The sequence below is a fragment of the Streptomyces sp. NPDC002206 genome, assembly GCF_053593595.1.
On the sequence record NZ_JBSFCW010000001.1, the window covers coordinates 259,680 to 274,955 of the forward strand.

At 69.7% G+C, this 15,276-nt stretch carries 12 protein-coding genes; 7 read left to right on the forward strand and 5 right to left on the reverse strand.

Annotated features, from left to right (window positions below; genetic code table 11):
• Positions 1 to 10 precede the first annotated feature (10 nt).
• From ACWCP8_RS01190 to ACWCP8_RS01200, 3 genes are read right to left on the reverse strand one after another with little or no spacing between them, the layout of a single operon-like run.
• Positions 11 to 562 carry an isochorismatase family protein gene (locus ACWCP8_RS01190; protein WP_352266272.1) on the reverse strand — a complete coding sequence of 184 codons (552 nt, stop codon included), beginning with the start codon at positions 560 to 562 and terminating at the stop codon, positions 11 to 13.
• 41 nt (positions 563 to 603) lie between these two features.
• Positions 604 to 2,064: an MFS transporter gene (locus ACWCP8_RS01195; protein WP_451113862.1), complete on the reverse strand. Its 1,461-nt coding sequence runs from the start codon at positions 2,062 to 2,064 to the stop codon at positions 604 to 606.
• Between the two features lie 50 nt (positions 2,065 to 2,114).
• Positions 2,115 to 2,582: a MarR family winged helix-turn-helix transcriptional regulator gene (locus ACWCP8_RS01200; RefSeq protein WP_451113863.1), complete on the reverse strand. Its 468-nt coding sequence runs from the start codon at positions 2,580 to 2,582 to the stop codon at positions 2,115 to 2,117.
• A gap of 148 nt (positions 2,583 to 2,730) precedes the next feature.
• On the opposite strand from ACWCP8_RS01200, the gene ACWCP8_RS01205 reads away from it, so the two are divergent.
• Positions 2,731 to 3,801, forward strand: coding sequence for a LacI family DNA-binding transcriptional regulator (locus ACWCP8_RS01205; protein ID WP_352266269.1), 1,071 nt, complete (start codon positions 2,731 to 2,733; stop codon positions 3,799 to 3,801).
• A gap of 25 nt (positions 3,802 to 3,826) precedes the next feature.
• Here ACWCP8_RS01205 and ACWCP8_RS01210 read toward each other — a convergent pair whose 3' ends face one another.
• Positions 3,827 to 4,933 (reverse strand): acetylxylan esterase, encoded by a 1,107-nt coding sequence (locus ACWCP8_RS01210; RefSeq protein ID WP_451113864.1) that lies wholly within the window; start codon positions 4,931 to 4,933, stop codon positions 3,827 to 3,829.
• A gap of 234 nt (positions 4,934 to 5,167) precedes the next feature.
• Between ACWCP8_RS01210 and ACWCP8_RS01215 the strand changes: the two genes are divergently transcribed.
• The 5 genes from ACWCP8_RS01215 (at position 5,168) to ACWCP8_RS01235 (ending at position 11,363) form a co-directional block, all read left to right on the forward strand.
• Positions 5,168 to 6,409 carry a sugar ABC transporter substrate-binding protein gene (locus ACWCP8_RS01215; protein ID WP_352266267.1) on the forward strand — a complete coding sequence of 414 codons (1,242 nt, stop codon included), beginning with the start codon at positions 5,168 to 5,170 and terminating at the stop codon, positions 6,407 to 6,409.
• Positions 6,410 to 6,414: 5 nt separating this feature from the next.
• Positions 6,415 to 7,407, forward strand: coding sequence for a carbohydrate ABC transporter permease (locus tag ACWCP8_RS01220; RefSeq protein WP_326627607.1), 993 nt, complete (start codon positions 6,415 to 6,417; stop codon positions 7,405 to 7,407).
• Entirely contained in the window at positions 7,404 to 8,306 is a 903-nt protein-coding gene (locus ACWCP8_RS01225; RefSeq protein WP_352266266.1) for a carbohydrate ABC transporter permease, read from the forward strand. The genes ACWCP8_RS01220 and ACWCP8_RS01225 overlap by 4 nt, the downstream gene beginning before the upstream one ends.
• 78 nt (positions 8,307 to 8,384) lie before the next feature.
• Entirely contained in the window at positions 8,385 to 9,587 is a 1,203-nt protein-coding gene (locus tag ACWCP8_RS01230) for a glycoside hydrolase family 1 protein (RefSeq protein WP_352266265.1), read from the forward strand.
• A gap of 249 nt (positions 9,588 to 9,836) precedes the next feature.
• Positions 9,837 to 11,363: a glucoamylase family protein gene (locus ACWCP8_RS01235; RefSeq protein ID WP_451113865.1), complete on the forward strand. Its 1,527-nt coding sequence runs from the start codon at positions 9,837 to 9,839 to the stop codon at positions 11,361 to 11,363.
• Between the two features lie 34 nt (positions 11,364 to 11,397).
• On the opposite strand, the gene ACWCP8_RS01240 is transcribed toward ACWCP8_RS01235, so the two are convergent.
• Positions 11,398 to 12,516 (reverse strand): hypothetical protein, encoded by a 1,119-nt coding sequence (locus ACWCP8_RS01240; RefSeq protein WP_451113866.1) that lies wholly within the window; start codon positions 12,514 to 12,516, stop codon positions 11,398 to 11,400.
• 583 nt (positions 12,517 to 13,099) lie between these two features.
• Here ACWCP8_RS01240 and ACWCP8_RS01245 point away from each other — a divergent pair.
• Complete coding sequence (locus ACWCP8_RS01245) at positions 13,100 to 15,223, forward strand: TPM domain-containing protein (RefSeq protein ID WP_451114121.1); 2,124 nt, start codon at positions 13,100 to 13,102, stop codon at positions 15,221 to 15,223.
• Positions 15,224 to 15,276 lie beyond the last annotated feature (53 nt).

The following is a 15,276-nucleotide window of genomic DNA, read 5'->3' on the forward strand; positions in this document are numbered from 1 at the left end:
TCGACCGGGCTCAGCCGAGCAGCTTGACGATCGCCGCGGTGGTGTCCGTCTCGCCGAGCCGCGGGAAGATCTTCTCGATGCTGTTGTCGTGGGCGCCGCCGTCCATGTCGGTGACCGCGTCCGTGACGACGGTGACGTTGTAGCCGTGCTCGTTCGCGGCCCGGGCGGTGGACTCCACGCCGATGCTGGTGGCGATGCCCGTCAGCACGACCTGCGTGACACCGCGGCGGCGCAGCTGAAGGTCGAGGTCGGTGCCGTAGAAGGCGCCCCACTGCTGCTTGGTGACCACGATGTCGCCGTCGCGCGGGCCGAGCTCGGGGACGATGTCGGCCCAATCGGCAGCCGGCTGCCCGGAACGGGGGGCGCCCTCGGTGCGGCCGGGGGCGCCGCCGGTGACGCGGACCAGAACGACCGGGAGACCCTTGGCGCGGAACGCGTCGGCGAGGTTCGCGGAGTTCGCGACGATGTCGGCGGCGGGGTGGGCGGTAGGGAGGCCGACGATGCCCTTCTGAAGATCGACGACGACCAGGGCGGTCTTCTGGTCGAGGGTGGTGGCGGTCATGATGGCGCTCCTCCGAGAGGGATGGGTGGTTCCTGTGGTGATCAGGTGCGGGTGCGCAGGGCGCGGTCGGTGAGGGTCAGGACGATCAGCAGCAGGCCGAGCACGACCGAGACCCCTGCCATGAGATGGAGCCCGCCGTCGCTTGCCGACCGGCCGTAGGCGAGGGCGATCAGGCTGGACGCGGTGATCGCCCCGATGTACTGGGCGGTGCGCTGGAGTCCGGCGGCTGACCCGATGCTCTCGGGCGGCGCGTACGCCTGGACGGCGACCTGGTTGCTCGTACCGATCAGCCCCTGCGGGATGCCGAAGCAGGCTCCGGCGAGCAGCAGTACGGCGAGCGGCGTGGAACCGGAGAGGAACACCAGCACCGCGGCGCCGACGGTGAGCAGCACACAGGCCAGTGCGAGAGGGCCGCGGATGCCCTTCGTCCGGGCTCCGAGCAGCGAACAGACCAGTGCGGCGAGTGACATCGGCAGCATCAGCAGTCCCGTGTGGCCGGAGGAGTAGCCACGTACCTCCTCCAACCACTGCGTATATCCGTACATCACGCAGTAGATCAACAGATAGCTCAGTCCGTGCCGCAGATACGTGCGGGCGAGCGCTGCGTTGCTCGCGAGCATCCGCAGGTCGATGAAGGGCCGCGGGCGGCGCAGCTGCCACCACACCAGCGCACCGGTCAGCACGGCGAAGGGCGCGAGCAGCCACCACATCGGGTGGGCGAGATCGAGCAGGAAGAAGACCAGCACGGTCAGGGCGGTGGAGAAGAGGCCGATGCCGAGCGGATCCAGGTCGAGCCGGGGCGCACGACCGTCGGCTCCACGCGTGCGCGGCGGATCCGCCGGGATCCAGAGCAGCGCGGAGCCGAATGCGATGAGGGCGACGGGCACATTGACGGCGAAGATGCCCCGCCAGCCGACAACCATGACGAGCAGCCCGCCGAGCGTGGGCCCGACGGCGGCGCTGCCGAGCGCGGCGAAGGAGAGCCGGGCCAGGACGGGACGTGGGGTGGCGCGGCCGACCCGCCGGGACTCGTCGCGCAGCACCGCCATGGCGGCCGGGTAGGCGGCCGACGTACCGATGCCGAGCAGCAGCCGGGATGCGATCAGCCAGCCGAAACTCGGCGCGAACGTCCCGACGAGACCGGAGGCGATCACGACGACCAGACCTGCGAGGAAGACGCGGCGGGGGCCGAGGGCGTCGGCGAGCTTGCCGAGAACGGGCTGGGCGACGGCGCTGGCGAGGTAGAGGACCGAGATGAGCCAGGCGGTGTCGGCGGCGCCGATGCCGTAGGTGTGGGCGATCGCCACCAGGGCCGTGGAGATCATGGTGGTGTTGAGCGGGTTGAGCAGGGAGCCGAGGAGCAGCGGTGCGGTGAGGCGCGCACCGAAACCGGGGCCGGTGGCTGCGGGGCGGCCGGAGGAAGTGGCCGGAAGACGGCCGAGGCCGGTAGCGGTGGCCGCCGCGGTCGCTTCCGGGGCCGGCCGGTCGCTTGTCACTTTCACTTTGACTTTCACCGCGTCCGCCGCCGGGGTCGGCATCGGCTCCGGGGCGGTCACTGCTCGACCAGGCGGTCCAGGAGGGCCGTGGCCTCGGCGACGGCACGGCGCTCGGCCCCGTCGAGCTCGGCGGCGATCGCTTCGGCGAGCCAGTTGTGCTTGGCGGCCCGGACCGCGCCGAGCGTGGTCCGGCCGACGTCCGTGATGGACATGACCGACTTCCGGCCGTCGGCAGGATCCGGCGCCCGCTCGACGAGCCCCTGGCTCTCCAGCGCCCCGAGGGTCAGCCGCATGGACTGGGGCCGTACGTATTCGGCGCGGGCCAGCGCGGCCGTGGTGGCCGGACCCTCCCGGTCGAGGCGGGAGAGCACCGAGCGCTGGGTCGGGGTGAGCAGGCTGTCCGACGAGGTGGTGCGCAGCCGGCGCAGCAGACGGCTGACGACGGACGCCAGCTGCGTCGCGACCTGCTCCGCGCTGGGCTCGCCGCCCGACTCGGCGGTGGTTTCGGACGATGGTTCCCGCATGAGTCCACGGTAAAAGATGCACAGGCCATCTTGCAAGGTTGCCTGTCTATTTTTCCTCACGGCCTTGCTCGTGGCGTGGCGTGCGATCTAGGGTGAATGCGCTTTCAAAGTGTGTAGGTACGGAAGAAGAAGCGGACGGTCGGTTCGGGTGAGTGCCCCAACGGTGTACGACGTCGCAGAGCGGTCGGGCGTCTCGATTGCGACGGTCTCGCGGGTCTACCGCAACCCCGACTCCGTGCGTGCCCAGACCCGCGAGCGGGTCCTCGACGCGGCCCGCGAGCTCGGGTACGTGCCCAGCGGGAACGCGCGGGGCCTGGCCAGCCGCACCACGGGGGTGCTCGGGCTCTGCTTCCCCGACTACGCCGACCCGGACGCCGAGGCCGATGCGGAGGCGGACAGCGACGCCGACGACGCGGTGATGCTCTACTCCGACCAGATCATCCGCGGCATGGAACGGGCGGCACGGCGACACGGGTACGCGCTGCTGATCGCCGCGTCACTGGAGGGCGGGCCCGAGAGCCTTGTCGCGAAAGTGGCCGGCCGGGTCGACGGCTTCGCGGTGCTGGCGCAGACCGTGCCGACCGAGGACCTCGAAGTGATCTCGCGCCGGCTGCCGGTGGTGATGCTCGCCGGACCGCGCGAGATCGACCACCTCGACCACATCGTCGTGGCCAACGCCGACGGCGAACGCGAACTGGCCCGTCATCTGATCGAGGACCACGGGCTGCGCAGACTCGCCTTCATCGGGGGCGAGGTGGCGTCACCGGACGCCGAGGCGCGGTTCCGCGGCTTCCAGGAGGCCTGCCGCGACGCCGGACTCCCGGTGCCGGACGCACCGGACATGCGGGCCGAGATGATGACGCAGGCCGAAGGCGCCCGGACGGCGGAAGCCATGCTCGACCGGTACGCAGGCCTGAGCGACACCGAACGCCCGCAGGCCATGCTGTTCGCCAACGACCAGATGGCGGTGGGCGCGCTGCGCGCGCTGGAACGGCGCGGGGTGCGGGTGCCCGAGGACCTCGCCGTGACCGGGTTCGACGGGATCCCGCTGAGCCGGATCGTACGACCGCCGCTGACGACCGTACGACAGCCGATCCGGCAGCTGGGCGAGCAGGCGGTGGAACTGCTCGTACAGCGCCTGGGCGACCGGGAACGCGAGCCGGTATCCCTGATGCTCCCGGTATCCCTGGCCCGCCGGGCGAGCTGCGGCTGCGGCTGAGCCCGCCGAACGGGCTGCGGCTGCCTCACCCACCCCGGACGAACCGCGAAGCCCGGCCGTCCTGCGCGCGAGGCCGACCCGGCCGTTGTACATGCCTGGATGTGCGAGCCCAGCCTGACGGCCCGGCTCCTCCTCCCGGCACCCCCTGGCCCATATGCGCCCCGAAGAACCGCTCCCGGTTCCCCCGCAGCTGCGCCACCTCCCCGATGAGCCCCTCGTACTCGAAATGCCCCGCGCTCAGCACCTGCAGTTCACGCGGTCCGGCGAGCGCATTGTGTACGGCGAACTGGCCGGGCGGCGGCACCGAGGGATCGAACAACGCGGCCGCCACCAGCGTCGGCAGCTCCAGCTGTGCGGCGGCCGTCGCAGCGTCGAAGTAACGCAGCACTTCGGTGACTTCGGGATGGTCGCGGTGATACGCGCGCAACGACTCACCGCTGCCGACGCACCGCAGCGTCAGCCGCAACGGGTGGTTGCCGAACGTGGGCACCGTCAGCTGCGCGGCGCCGAACCGGTCGTCCCACGGCAGAGCCAGCGCACCGAGCCCGCCGCCGAAGCTCTCCCCGAGATAGCCGAGCCGGGGAGCCCCCGGATCATCCCCGGGGGCCAGCTCCGGAACGAGTTCATGCAGCGCCGACGCGGCACACCACAGATCCGCCACGCAGTCGCCGATGACATACGTGTCACGCGACCCGATGCCGTGACGGACATGCGCGTCGGCCACATCGGGGATGCCCGGCCACAGACCCCGGCTGCCCATGCCGCGCACGCAGGGCAGGATCGCGGCGGACCGGGGCAGGGGCAGATCGGGCCCCGGCTCCTGCCGTCCCCCGTACCCGTGGCCGATGACGAATCCGTGCTCCGCGGCACCCTCGACGGGCAGGGCGAGCCAGCCGCCGAGCCGGACCCCGCCCACGGAGGTGAACGTCACACCGTGGATCCGCAGTCCGTCCCGCTCGACCTCCAGCGGGCCGATCTCAGGCTCCGTGGCGACCTTGCGGGCCTCGTCGTGACGGGTTCGCCAGAAGGCCGCGAAATCGCCCGGGGCGGCGGGCGCGGGGACGCTCAGCAGCTCGTCCCGCGTGTACCCGTAGGACGGATCGAACGGGAAATCATGCGCAAACGAAGACATGATCACGACAATATCGCCCAACCTCGGGCAGCGCGGCGCCCTACGAAATGGGTCACATGCTCTTCATGTTCGCAAACACACCGTTTACCGTTCCAAAGTTGAACATTTAGATGACGAGCACGTTGCACGAGTGTGACCTAGCACCCCCTTGCGCATCCTCGAACCCGTGTCGCAGAGTGATGTATGCGCTTACAGGCAGCGCATACATCCGGATTGCTCGAGGAGGAGCCCTCCATGTCCCGCACCGCCAGAACCGCCTCGGTCGGTATCGCAGTCGCGCTCGCATTCGGTATCACTGCATGCGGCAGTTCCGATGCCGACGTCGCCGCGGACAAGAAGCAGACGCTCACCGTCTGGGCCATGGGGGCCGAGGGCGAGAAGCTCGCGGATGTGGCAAAGGTCTACGAGAAGTCGCACCCGAACATCACCCTCAAGGTGACCCCGGTCGGCTGGGACGTCGCCCACCAGAAGCTCGTCTCCGCGGCCGCCGCCGGCACCATGCCGGACGTGGCGCAGATGGGCGGCAGTTACATGGGCGAGTTCTCCGAGCTCGGTGTCCTGGAACCGGTGGACACCAAGACCTTCGACAAGAAGGACTTCTTCCCGTCCGGCTGGAACCAGGGCGAGGTGGACGGCACCGCGTACGGCGTGCCGTGGTACGTCGACACCCGTGTCCTCTACTACCGCACCGACCTGGCCGAGAAGGCCGGCATCGACAAGGCTCCGACCAACTGGACGGAGATGCAGGACCTCGCCACCGCGTACCAGAAGAAGGCCGGCACCAAGTGGGGCCTGTCCATCCAGCCCAGCGGTCTGGACACGGTGCAGAACTTCTACTCCTTCCTGTACTCGGCCGGCGGCGAGATCGTCAACGACAAGGGCGAAGCCGTCATCGACAGCCCCGAGGCCGTCAAGGCGCTCAAGGAGTACGGCTCGTACTTCGACAAGGGCCTCTCCAACAAGTCCGTGGCGCCCGGCTACGACGTGGTGAAGGACTTCGGCAACGGCCGCGTCCCGATGTTCTTCGGCGGCCCCTGGCACGTCACCCTGCTGAACGAGGGACAGCCGCAGATCAAGGGCAAGTGGGCGGTGGCCAACGTTCCCGCCGACAAGTCCTCCGTCTCCATGGCGGGCGGCTCCTCGCTGGTGGTCTCCAAGGACAGTGAGCACAAGGCCGCTGCCACGGAGTTCATCAAGTACCTGACCGACGCCAAGGGCCAGGCCGACTGGTACGAGCGCACCAAGGACCTGCCCGCCAACACCGCGGCCTGGACCTCCGGAGCGCTCGCCGACGACGCCAACCTCCAGGTCTTCAAGAAGCAGATGGACACCGCCAAGGCCGCTCCCTCGCTCGCCAAGTGGACCGAGATCACCGACAAGGTCGACCAGGCCATCGCGAAGGTCACCCAGGGCAAGGCTTCCGCCGAGGACGCGCTGAAGACGGCGCAGTCCCAGATCGAAGGCCTCGTGAAGTAGGAGCCATGAGCACCATGACCGGAAAGGCCGCACAGCCGGCCAAGGTGCAGGCCGGGCCGGGGACCTCCCAGTCCCCGGCCGCCGGGCCCCAGGAGCGCCGGGGTCGCAAGAGGCCGTCGATGGGTGTGCAGAACGCGGCCGGCTGGCTGTTCTCCACCCCCTTCCTCGTCCTCTTCACCGTCTTCATGGCGTTCCCGATCCTTGCCACCCTGCTGATGAGCTTCACCGACTTCGGGCTGCGCAATGTCACGCACCCGCTGGACGCGAATTTCATCGGCTTCGAGAACTACGTCAATCTGTTCGGCGACGAGAAGTTCCTCAAGTCGCTCTTCAACACGGCGTACTTCGTGGTCATCGGCGTCCCCTTGACGATCTTCCTCGGACTGGTTGTCGCGGTGCTGCTGAACAACGGCATCGACCGGGCTCGGACCTTCTTCCGGGTCGGCTTCTACGCCCCGGTGGTCACCACCATCGTCGCCGTCGCCGTGGTCTGGCGGTTTGTCCTCGACCCGAGCGACGGACTGATCGCGGGCCTCTTCACCGAAGTGGGTCTCACCCCGCCGGACTTCCTCGGCTCCGAGACGCTGGCGATGCCCTCGATGATCGCCATGGCGGTATGGCGCAACCTCGGCACGGTCATGGTGCTTTTCATCGCCGGACTGCAGGCCATTCCCACCGAGGTACGGGAAGCCGCGAAGCTCGACGGAGCCGGTGTCTGGCACGAGTTCCGCAGGATCACCGTGCCCCTGCTGCGGCCGACGCTGCTCTACGCCACCGTCATCACCACCATTGGCTACCTCAATGTCTTCGAGGAACCATTCGTGATGACGCAGGGCGGACCCTCGGACTCCACCCTCACCGTCTCGCTGAACATGTACCGCGAGGGCTTCAACTTCTTCCACATGGGCTACGCGAGCGCCATGGCGTATGTCCTCTTCGTAGTGATCATGGGCATCACTGTGCTCCAGCTCCGACTGCTGAAGGACAACACGAAATGAGCGCCACCCGCGCACCCGGCGCCGTCCCGACGGCGCCGTCGAAGGAGCCGATCAGGCTCCAGGGAGTGAAGAAGACCCGGAACCCGAAGCGGCTGCTGATCTACGTCCTGCTCGCGGTCGGCCTGTCGGTGATGTCCGCCCCGTTCCTCTGGATGGCATTCTCGGCCTTCAAGACGTCGAGCGAACTGTCGGCCAGCCCACCCGTGTGGATCCCCACCGAGTGGACCCTGGACAACTTCCGGGACCTGCTCGACAAGCTCGATCTGCCGCTGTACTTCATGAACTCCGTCATCGTGGCGGTGCTGGTCACCGTCTCGAACCTGGTGTTCTGCTCGATGCTCGGCTACGCCCTGGCCAAGCTGAACTTCGTCGGGCGCAACAAGATCTTCGGGCTGGTCCTGGGCGCCCTGATGGTGCCCGGCAACCTGATGCTGCTGCCGCTCTTCGTGCTGATGAGCAAGCTCCAACTGATCGACAGCTACGCAGGTCTCGTACTGCCCTTCGCCGCGGGAGCCTTCGGTGTTTTCCTGATGCGGCAGTTCATGCAGTCGATCCCGGACGAGCTGCTGGAAGCGGCCCGGATGGACGGCGCCGGCGAGTGGTACATCTTCTGGCGGATCGTGATGCCGCTGGTGAAGCCCGCCCTCGCAACGCTCTCGATCTTCGCCTTCCTCGGTTCCTGGAACAACTTCGTCTGGCCGCTGATCGCGACCAACGACCCGGACAAATACACACTTCCGGTCGCGCTCGCGACGTTCGCCACGGACCCCAACAAGGCCGGCGGCTCCAACGGCATGCTGATGGCCGGAGCGTTCCTGGTCGTGCTGCCCGTGCTGATCCTGTTCATCGCACTGCAGCGGCACTTCACCCAGGGCATCGCCACGGCGGGCATGAAGTAGCCCGCCCCACCGACTCGTACGAGGCCGCACCCCACACCCCCGGCGGCCCCCCTTCACGCACCAGAAAGACATTTTGCGATGACTCACACCCAGGTCCCGTTCCCCGAAGGCTTCCTGTGGGGTGCCTCCACGGCCGCCCACCAGATCGAGGGCAACAACACCAACAGCGACTGGTGGGTCAAGGAACACGCCGCGGGCACCCACATCCAGGAGCCCAGCCTGGACGCCTGCGACAGCTACCACCGCTGGCACGAGGACATGGACGTGCTCGCCGGACTGGGCTTCAGCGACTACCGGTTCTCCATCGAGTGGGCGCGCATCGAGCCGGCCGAGGGCCAGTTCTCCCGGGCCGAGCTCGCGCACTACCGCCGCATGGTCGAAGGCGCCGTTTCGCGCGGTCTGCGTCCGATGATCACGCTGCACCACTTCACCGTGCCGCAGTGGTTCGAGGCGCGCGGCGGCTGGACCGCCGAGGGTGCCACCGAGCTCTTCGCCCGCTACGTCGCCGCCTGCGCACCGGTGATCGGCCAGGACGTCAGCCATGTGTGCACCATCAACGAGCCCAACATGATCGCCGTGATGGCCGGCCAGGCCAAGCGTGGTGACAACAGCTTCCCGCCGGCGGGTCTGCCGACCCCGGACGACGAGACCACCCAGGCCGTCATCGCCGCCCACCACGCGGCCGTCAAGGAGGTCAAGGCGATCAACGCCGACATCCAGGTCGGCTGGACCATCGCCAACCAGGTCTACCAGGCCCTGCCCGGAGCCGAGGACGTCACCGCCGCGTACCGCCACCCGCGCGAGGACATCTTCATCGAGGCCGCCCGCGGCGACGACTGGATCGGCGTCCAGTCCTACACCCGTACCAAGATCGGCGCCGACGGCCCGATCCCGACGGCCGACGGCGTCGAGCGCACCCTTACGCAGTGGGAGTACTACCCGTCCGCGGTGGGCTACGCGCTGCGCCACACCGCCGAGGTCGTCGGCGGCGACGTACCGCTGATCGTGACCGAGAACGGCATCGCGACCGATGACGACAGCCGTCGCATCGACTACTACACCGGGGCGCTGAACGAGGTCGCCGCCGCGCTGCAGGACGGCCTCAACATCACGGGCTACCTGGCGTGGAGCGCCCTCGACAACTACGAGTGGGGCTCCTACAAGCCCACCTTCGGCCTGATCGGCTGGGACCCGGAGACCTTCGAGCGGCTGCCGAAGCCGTCCGCCGTCTGGCTGGGCGAGATGGGCCGCACCCGCACGCTGCCGCGCATCGCCGACTGACGACAACCCACAGACCGGGAGCCACCTGACGGCCCCCTTCAGTGCGGGAGCCGACGGAACCTGACGGCCGCCGGTCCCCGTGCTGCTCCGTTCGGCGCGGCCGAAGCCCCACGGCTTCGGCCGCGCCGAAGGCCATACCCGAAAACGGCGCCACCGCCGCAGCCATACCCGCGGCAGTCTCTCCACTGCCGCGTCGAGCACGCCACGAAATTCCCCCTTCCCCCTTCTGCCACTGGGAGCTGGATCTTCATGGACCGTCGCACATTCATCACCGCCGCCGGCACCGGGGCTGCCGCCCTGTCCCTGGGGGCCATGTCCGCGTCCTCCGCGAGCGCCGCGCAGTCCGCGCCATCCGTGGCCGCCTCGCCGGGCGTTCGTTCCGTTCCATCCGCGCAACCTGTTCATGCTCTTGATACACCGCTGCTGCTGCGCTGGTTCCGCGATACGTATCACTCGATCGAGGCCATGACGACCGACCTCGGTCTGGCCACGGACAAGATCGATGTCAGCGGCTCCGGCGGCCCCGTCCAGTCCCGCCAGACGTCGCCCACCAATATCGGCTGCGGCCTCTGGTCGACCGTCGCCGCCGCCGGTCTCGGGGTGATCAGCGAAGCCACGATGCACCGCAGGCTGGAGCGCACCGTCCGGACCGTGGAGAAGCTGGAGCGCCACCACGGCTTCTGGCTCAACTGGTACGACGCGCACGACGGTTCGGTGCTGACCGAGTGGCCCGGCACCGGGGACCCGGTCCGTCCGTTCCTCTCCTCCGTCGACAACGCCTGGCTGATCACGGGCCTGCGCATCGCCGCCGACGCCTCACCCGCGCTGCGCCCCCGCGTCGCCCGGATCCTGGCGACCGCCGACTGGTCGTACTACTACACGCCCTACGACGCCGCCGACCCGGTCGCCGGCCCCGGTCAGCTGCGCGGCGGCTTCTGGCCCGACACCGAGGAGCCCACCGGGCACCACTACGGAGCGCTCAACACCGAGCCCCGCATGGCCAGTTATCTGGGCATCGCGGACGGCTCGCTGCCCGCCGACCACTACTGGCACCTGCTGCGCACGATGCTTCCCGAGCACGAGCAGGAGCAGCACCCGCAGGGTGCGTACGTCGCCATGGACGGCGTCCGGGTGTGGCAGGGCCACTACACGCACCGCGGCCGGAAGATCGTGCCCAGCTGGGGCGGTTCGATGTTCGAGGCGCTGATGGTGCCGCTGTTCGTGCCGGAGGCGGAGTGGTCGCCGCAGTCATGGGGTCTCACCCACCAGCGTTACGTCCGCAGCCAGATCGAACACGGTATGAAGGAAGCGGAGTACGGGTACTGGGGCTTCTCCCCCGCCAACATTCCCGAGGGCGGGTACCAGGAGTACGGTGTCGACGCCATCGGCATGCAGGTCGACGGCTATGCCTCCAACACCGATCGCACGTACACCACGGACGGCGCTCCGCTGCCGCCCGCGTCGGCCTTCACCAACGGTGTCGTCACCCCGCACGCCTCGTTCCTCGCCCTGCCGTACGCACCGGGCGAGGCGGTCGCCAACCTGCGGGCGCTCGACCGCGACTTCGGGGCCTACCACGAGGGCTACGGCTTCCGGGACTCCGTCAATGTCCGCACCGGACGGGTCAGCGACTACATGCTCGCCCTGGACCAGGGCATGATCGCCGCGGCGCTGGCCCAGACGATCCGCCCCGGGCTGCTGCAACGGCCGTTCCGGACCGGTGGGTTCCGGTCGAAGGTGCGTCCTCTGCTCGCCAAGGAGCAGTTCTCCATCTGACCTGCGGCGGCGTGGAGCAAGGGCGATTCCGGGGTCAGTTCCATCCCTCGCGGTACGCCGCCCAGTCGCCGTCCCGCGCCGCGAAGTCGACATAGAGCGCGACTCCGAACCGTTCCCGGCCGCGGTCCGTACGCGCCAGACCCAGTCTGGTGCCGCGGACCGCGGCCGCGACCGTCTCCGCCGCCTCATGGTGTCCGAGATCGTCCTCGTGGAAGAAAGGCAGTCCCATCAGGAGATCGGTTCCCGGGGGTGTCACCTCCAGGGCGAGCGCGGTCTGCTCGGCGACGTAACCGCCGTACATGCCCTCCAGCGGCATCCAGGTGTCGTACGACATGACGGCGATCTGGTCGACGCGCCGCGCCACCTGCCCGAAGAACTTCTGCGACCACCACTTGGGACTGCCGCTGAGTGTGCCCACGACACTGTGCGCGGCGGGCAGCGGGTCGATCTGGTGAGCGGCGACGGAGAGCGGGGCCCTGCGGGCCCTCGTGAGGGTGTGCAGGTCGTCGAGGAGCGAGAGGTAGTGCGGGTCGCCGGAGTGCAGAGGTTCGAGGTCGAAGTGGACACCGTCGAAACCGGCATCGAGGATCTGCCTCGCGGAGTCGACCACGGCGGTGCGGGACGCGCGCCGTTCCAGGCGCAGACCAGCGGGTCCCTCCGTGGCGAGTACGTCCCCGAGCCAGGCCTGCACCCGGATGCCGGGCAGGGTGCGATGCACGGCATCGACCAGCCATCGTGCCTTCGGGTAGCGGGTCGCGGGCACTGTGCCGTCGTGCTCCAGAGGTCCCGCATGGACGTACAGGTCCTTGATCCCCGTCCCGCTGATCCGGTCGGCGAACGCGGCCAGGTCCCTGTCGTTCTTGCGCCCGTCGACCCAGGCGTGCCCGAGCCAGATGGCATCACGGCCGCGGGTACGGCTGCCGGCGCCCGGGTCGCCGGAGTAGTTGAGCCGCAGGGTGACACCCGCGGTGAGCAGCGGAACCACGATCACCAGGACGAGTCCCAGCGCGATCCGTCGCGGCCAGGTCCGCCACAACCGATTCCAGCGGAACCGGGCCGCCCAGTTCCGCACAGCGCCGGCCATGCCCTTCATATGCGAACGCACTCCGGTTACCCCCTGATTGTCGGTGTGCGGTGGCAGTATGACCGGCATGATGTCCCACCGCCGAAAGGCCGATGCCGCGTAAGCGGCCCGGCGCGCTGCGCGCTGCCCGGCGGAGGACGCCCGGATGGCTGTCCGACCCGGACGGAATTCATCGGCTCTCCCTCCCCACCAGCGCCGCGATCCGTTGTCTGGAGCGTGAGAGCGATCTGTACGGGATCTTCCCGGGCGCACAGCAGCGGCCCTGCGCCACGCCTGCTCCTTCTCCCCCTCCCCGGCCGCACGCTGCGTCCCAGCCTTGCCGGCTGCCCCTGCCGTGGCTGCCCGCTCGACGACGTGACCCATACCCGGGACGTGCTGGGCGACATCCTGTCCGCGCTCGCACCACGGCGGCGGGCCGAGCTGGGGCGTCGGGTCGCCCGGCTCGATGCGCCACTGCTGCGCCGGCCCCCGGCCCATCCGCGCACCCGGTCATCCGTGGCAGCGCGAGGCGTGCTGGAGATGCGTCTACGACGCGGTCGTCGATCCCCCACGGCGCCTGCGGTAGGACCGGCGGCGGGGCCGTCCTCGTGACGGTCCCCCGTGGATCGCCGGGTCGCGGGTCACTGAGGGTGGACATAGCCTCACACATGTGATGCAGCTCGTGAGCCGTACCCGGATTCTCATACCGGGCCGGGCCCTCGTCGCCGTGCTGATGGCGGTGTGCTGGCTGGCCCTTCCCGCTGCGCCGGCCGCTCGCGCCGACGACCCCGTCACGTTGTCCCGGGACGGGCAGATCACCGACAAGGTGGGTGCGCTCGGCGATCGCCGGGGCCAGGTGGTCGCCGCACTCGACCGTCTCTACGCAGACCGGCGCATCCAGCTCTTCGTCGTGTATGTACGGGACTTCTCCGGCCGCTCCGCGCAGAACTGGGCCGATGCGACGGCCGACAAGAACGGTCTCGGTCTCGACGACGTGCTGCTCGCCGTCGCCACGCACGACCGGCAGTACGCGTACACCGTGGACCCGGGCTCCCGTCTCACCGACGCCCAGCTGCGGGACGTGGCGAGCACGGCCATCGAGCCGGCCCTCAAGCAGAACGACTGGGCGGGTGCCGCAATCGGGGCGGCCAACGGCTACGCCGCCGTAGTGGCCGGGAAGCCCGTGCCCACTCCTACCATCACACCCGGCATCGACGATCCCGGAACAGGCAGTTCCGGCGGGACGAGCACCGGGGACCTGATCCTTCCCGTGGTCCTCGTCGGCGGGGCGGGAGCGGTCGCCGCCTATGCGTACACCCGCCGGAAACGGCGCACCACGACCCGCACCACGCCCGGGTCGGCCGGCTGGGGCCGGGGCGCCGCACCGTCGGGCGGGCCGCCCCGGCCGCCGACTCCGCTGCCGGAGCTCGATGCCCATGCCAGGCAGGCGCTGGTGGAGACGGATGACGCGGTCCGCACCAGTGAGGAGGAACTCGGTTTTGCCACCGCGCAGTTCGGGGAAGAGGCCGCCGCCCCGTTCACCGAGGCCGTCACGTTCGCGAAAGGCGAGCTGACGGCCGCGTTCCGGTTGCGTCAGCAGTTGGACGATGCGTTCCCGGAGGACGATGCGACGCGTCGCCGGATGCTGGACGAGATCATCAACCGCTGTACGGGGGCCAATGCCCGTCTCGATACCGTCTCCGCGGACTTCGACCGGCTGCGCGCGCTGGAACGCAACGCTCCACAGGCGCTTGCAACAGCCGAGACCGCGTTCCGTGCGCTCGCGGTCCGGGCTTCGGCGGCCGAGACCGCCCTCACCTCGATGCGCGGCCGGTACGCGGATTCGGCCTCCTCCTCCGTCGCGGACGACATCGAGCAGGCGAAGGACCGCCTCGTCTTCACGACCTCCAGCCTCAACCAGGCGAGGCAGGCGGTGGACGGGGGAAACAACGCGGCAGCGGCCGTGTACGTACGGGCGGCCGAGGGCGCGGTCGATCAGGCGACCACGCTCGTCGACGCCGTGGACCGGCGCGCCCGGGAACTCGCGGAGGCGGCGGCCGCACTGCCGGCCGCACTCACCGAGACGGAGACCGATCTGGCCGATGCGGGCGGGCTGCTGGAAGGCACCTCGGAGGGGGTGTCGACCGCGGATCTGCGAGGCCGGATCGCCCGCGCACAGTCGGTACTGGGCGACGTGAACAGGGAGATGCAGGCCGGCCGTTACGACCCGATCGATGCGCTGCGCAGGGTGGAGGAGGCCGATGCCGCGCTGGACGAGGCGCTGGCCGGGGCCCGCGAACGGGAGCAGGGTGACCGCCGGGCCCGGTCCCTGCTCGACCAGGCCATGCTCACCACACGTTCGGCAATCGCTGCCGCTGCGGACTACATCACGACGAATCGGGGGGCCGTCGGCAGCCAGGCCCGGACCCGGCTCGCGGAGGCCCAGCGGCGGCTGGAGCGGGCCCGGGAGCTGGCCGGTACGGCCGATCCGCAGGGTGCGCTGGCCGAGGCTCATCAGGCCGGCTCGCTGGCCGGGCAGGCGCGGAGCCTGGCCGAAGAGGATGTGCGGGCGTACGGGAACCGGAACGGTCCGGGCGGTGTACAAGGAGGGGGCGGCGGGGTTGGCGGCGCGGTCCTCGGCGGGATCATCCTCGGCGGTCTCCTGGGCGGCGGCGGGGGCGGCAGGGGCTACGGAGGGGGGTTCGGCGGCGGATTCGGCGGGGGCGGAGGCGGCGGCCCCGGCAGCTTCGGCGGCGGGGGCACTCGCGGCCGGCGGGGCGGCGGGGGCCGCTTCTGAACCATCGGCAGAGCATGCACGGGGAGCGTTCCCACGGTCCGAAACGGCGTTCG

Coding starts and splice junctions, on each gene's coding strand:
- ACWCP8_RS01220 (WP_326627607.1), top strand. CDS start 6,415: ATGAGCACCATGACCGGAAAGGCCGCACAGCCGGCCAAGGTGCAGGCC.
- ACWCP8_RS01230 (WP_352266265.1), top strand. CDS start 8,385: ATGACTCACACCCAGGTCCCGTTCCCCGAAGGCTTCCTGTGGGGTGCC.
- ACWCP8_RS01210 (WP_451113864.1), bottom strand. CDS start 4,933: ATGTCTTCGTTTGCGCATGATTTCCCGTTCGATCCGTCCTACGGGTAC.
- ACWCP8_RS01245 (WP_451114121.1), top strand. CDS start 13,100: ATGCAGCTCGTGAGCCGTACCCGGATTCTCATACCGGGCCGGGCCCTC.
- ACWCP8_RS01215 (WP_352266267.1), top strand. CDS start 5,168: ATGTCCCGCACCGCCAGAACCGCCTCGGTCGGTATCGCAGTCGCGCTC.
- ACWCP8_RS01225 (WP_352266266.1), top strand. CDS start 7,404: ATGAGCGCCACCCGCGCACCCGGCGCCGTCCCGACGGCGCCGTCGAAG.
- ACWCP8_RS01200 (WP_451113863.1), bottom strand. CDS start 2,582: ATGCGGGAACCATCGTCCGAAACCACCGCCGAGTCGGGCGGCGAGCCC.
- ACWCP8_RS01190 (WP_352266272.1), bottom strand. CDS start 562: ATGACCGCCACCACCCTCGACCAGAAGACCGCCCTGGTCGTCGTCGAT.
- ACWCP8_RS01240 (WP_451113866.1), bottom strand. CDS start 12,516: ATGCCGGTCATACTGCCACCGCACACCGACAATCAGGGGGTAACCGGA.
- ACWCP8_RS01235 (WP_451113865.1), top strand. CDS start 9,837: ATGGACCGTCGCACATTCATCACCGCCGCCGGCACCGGGGCTGCCGCC.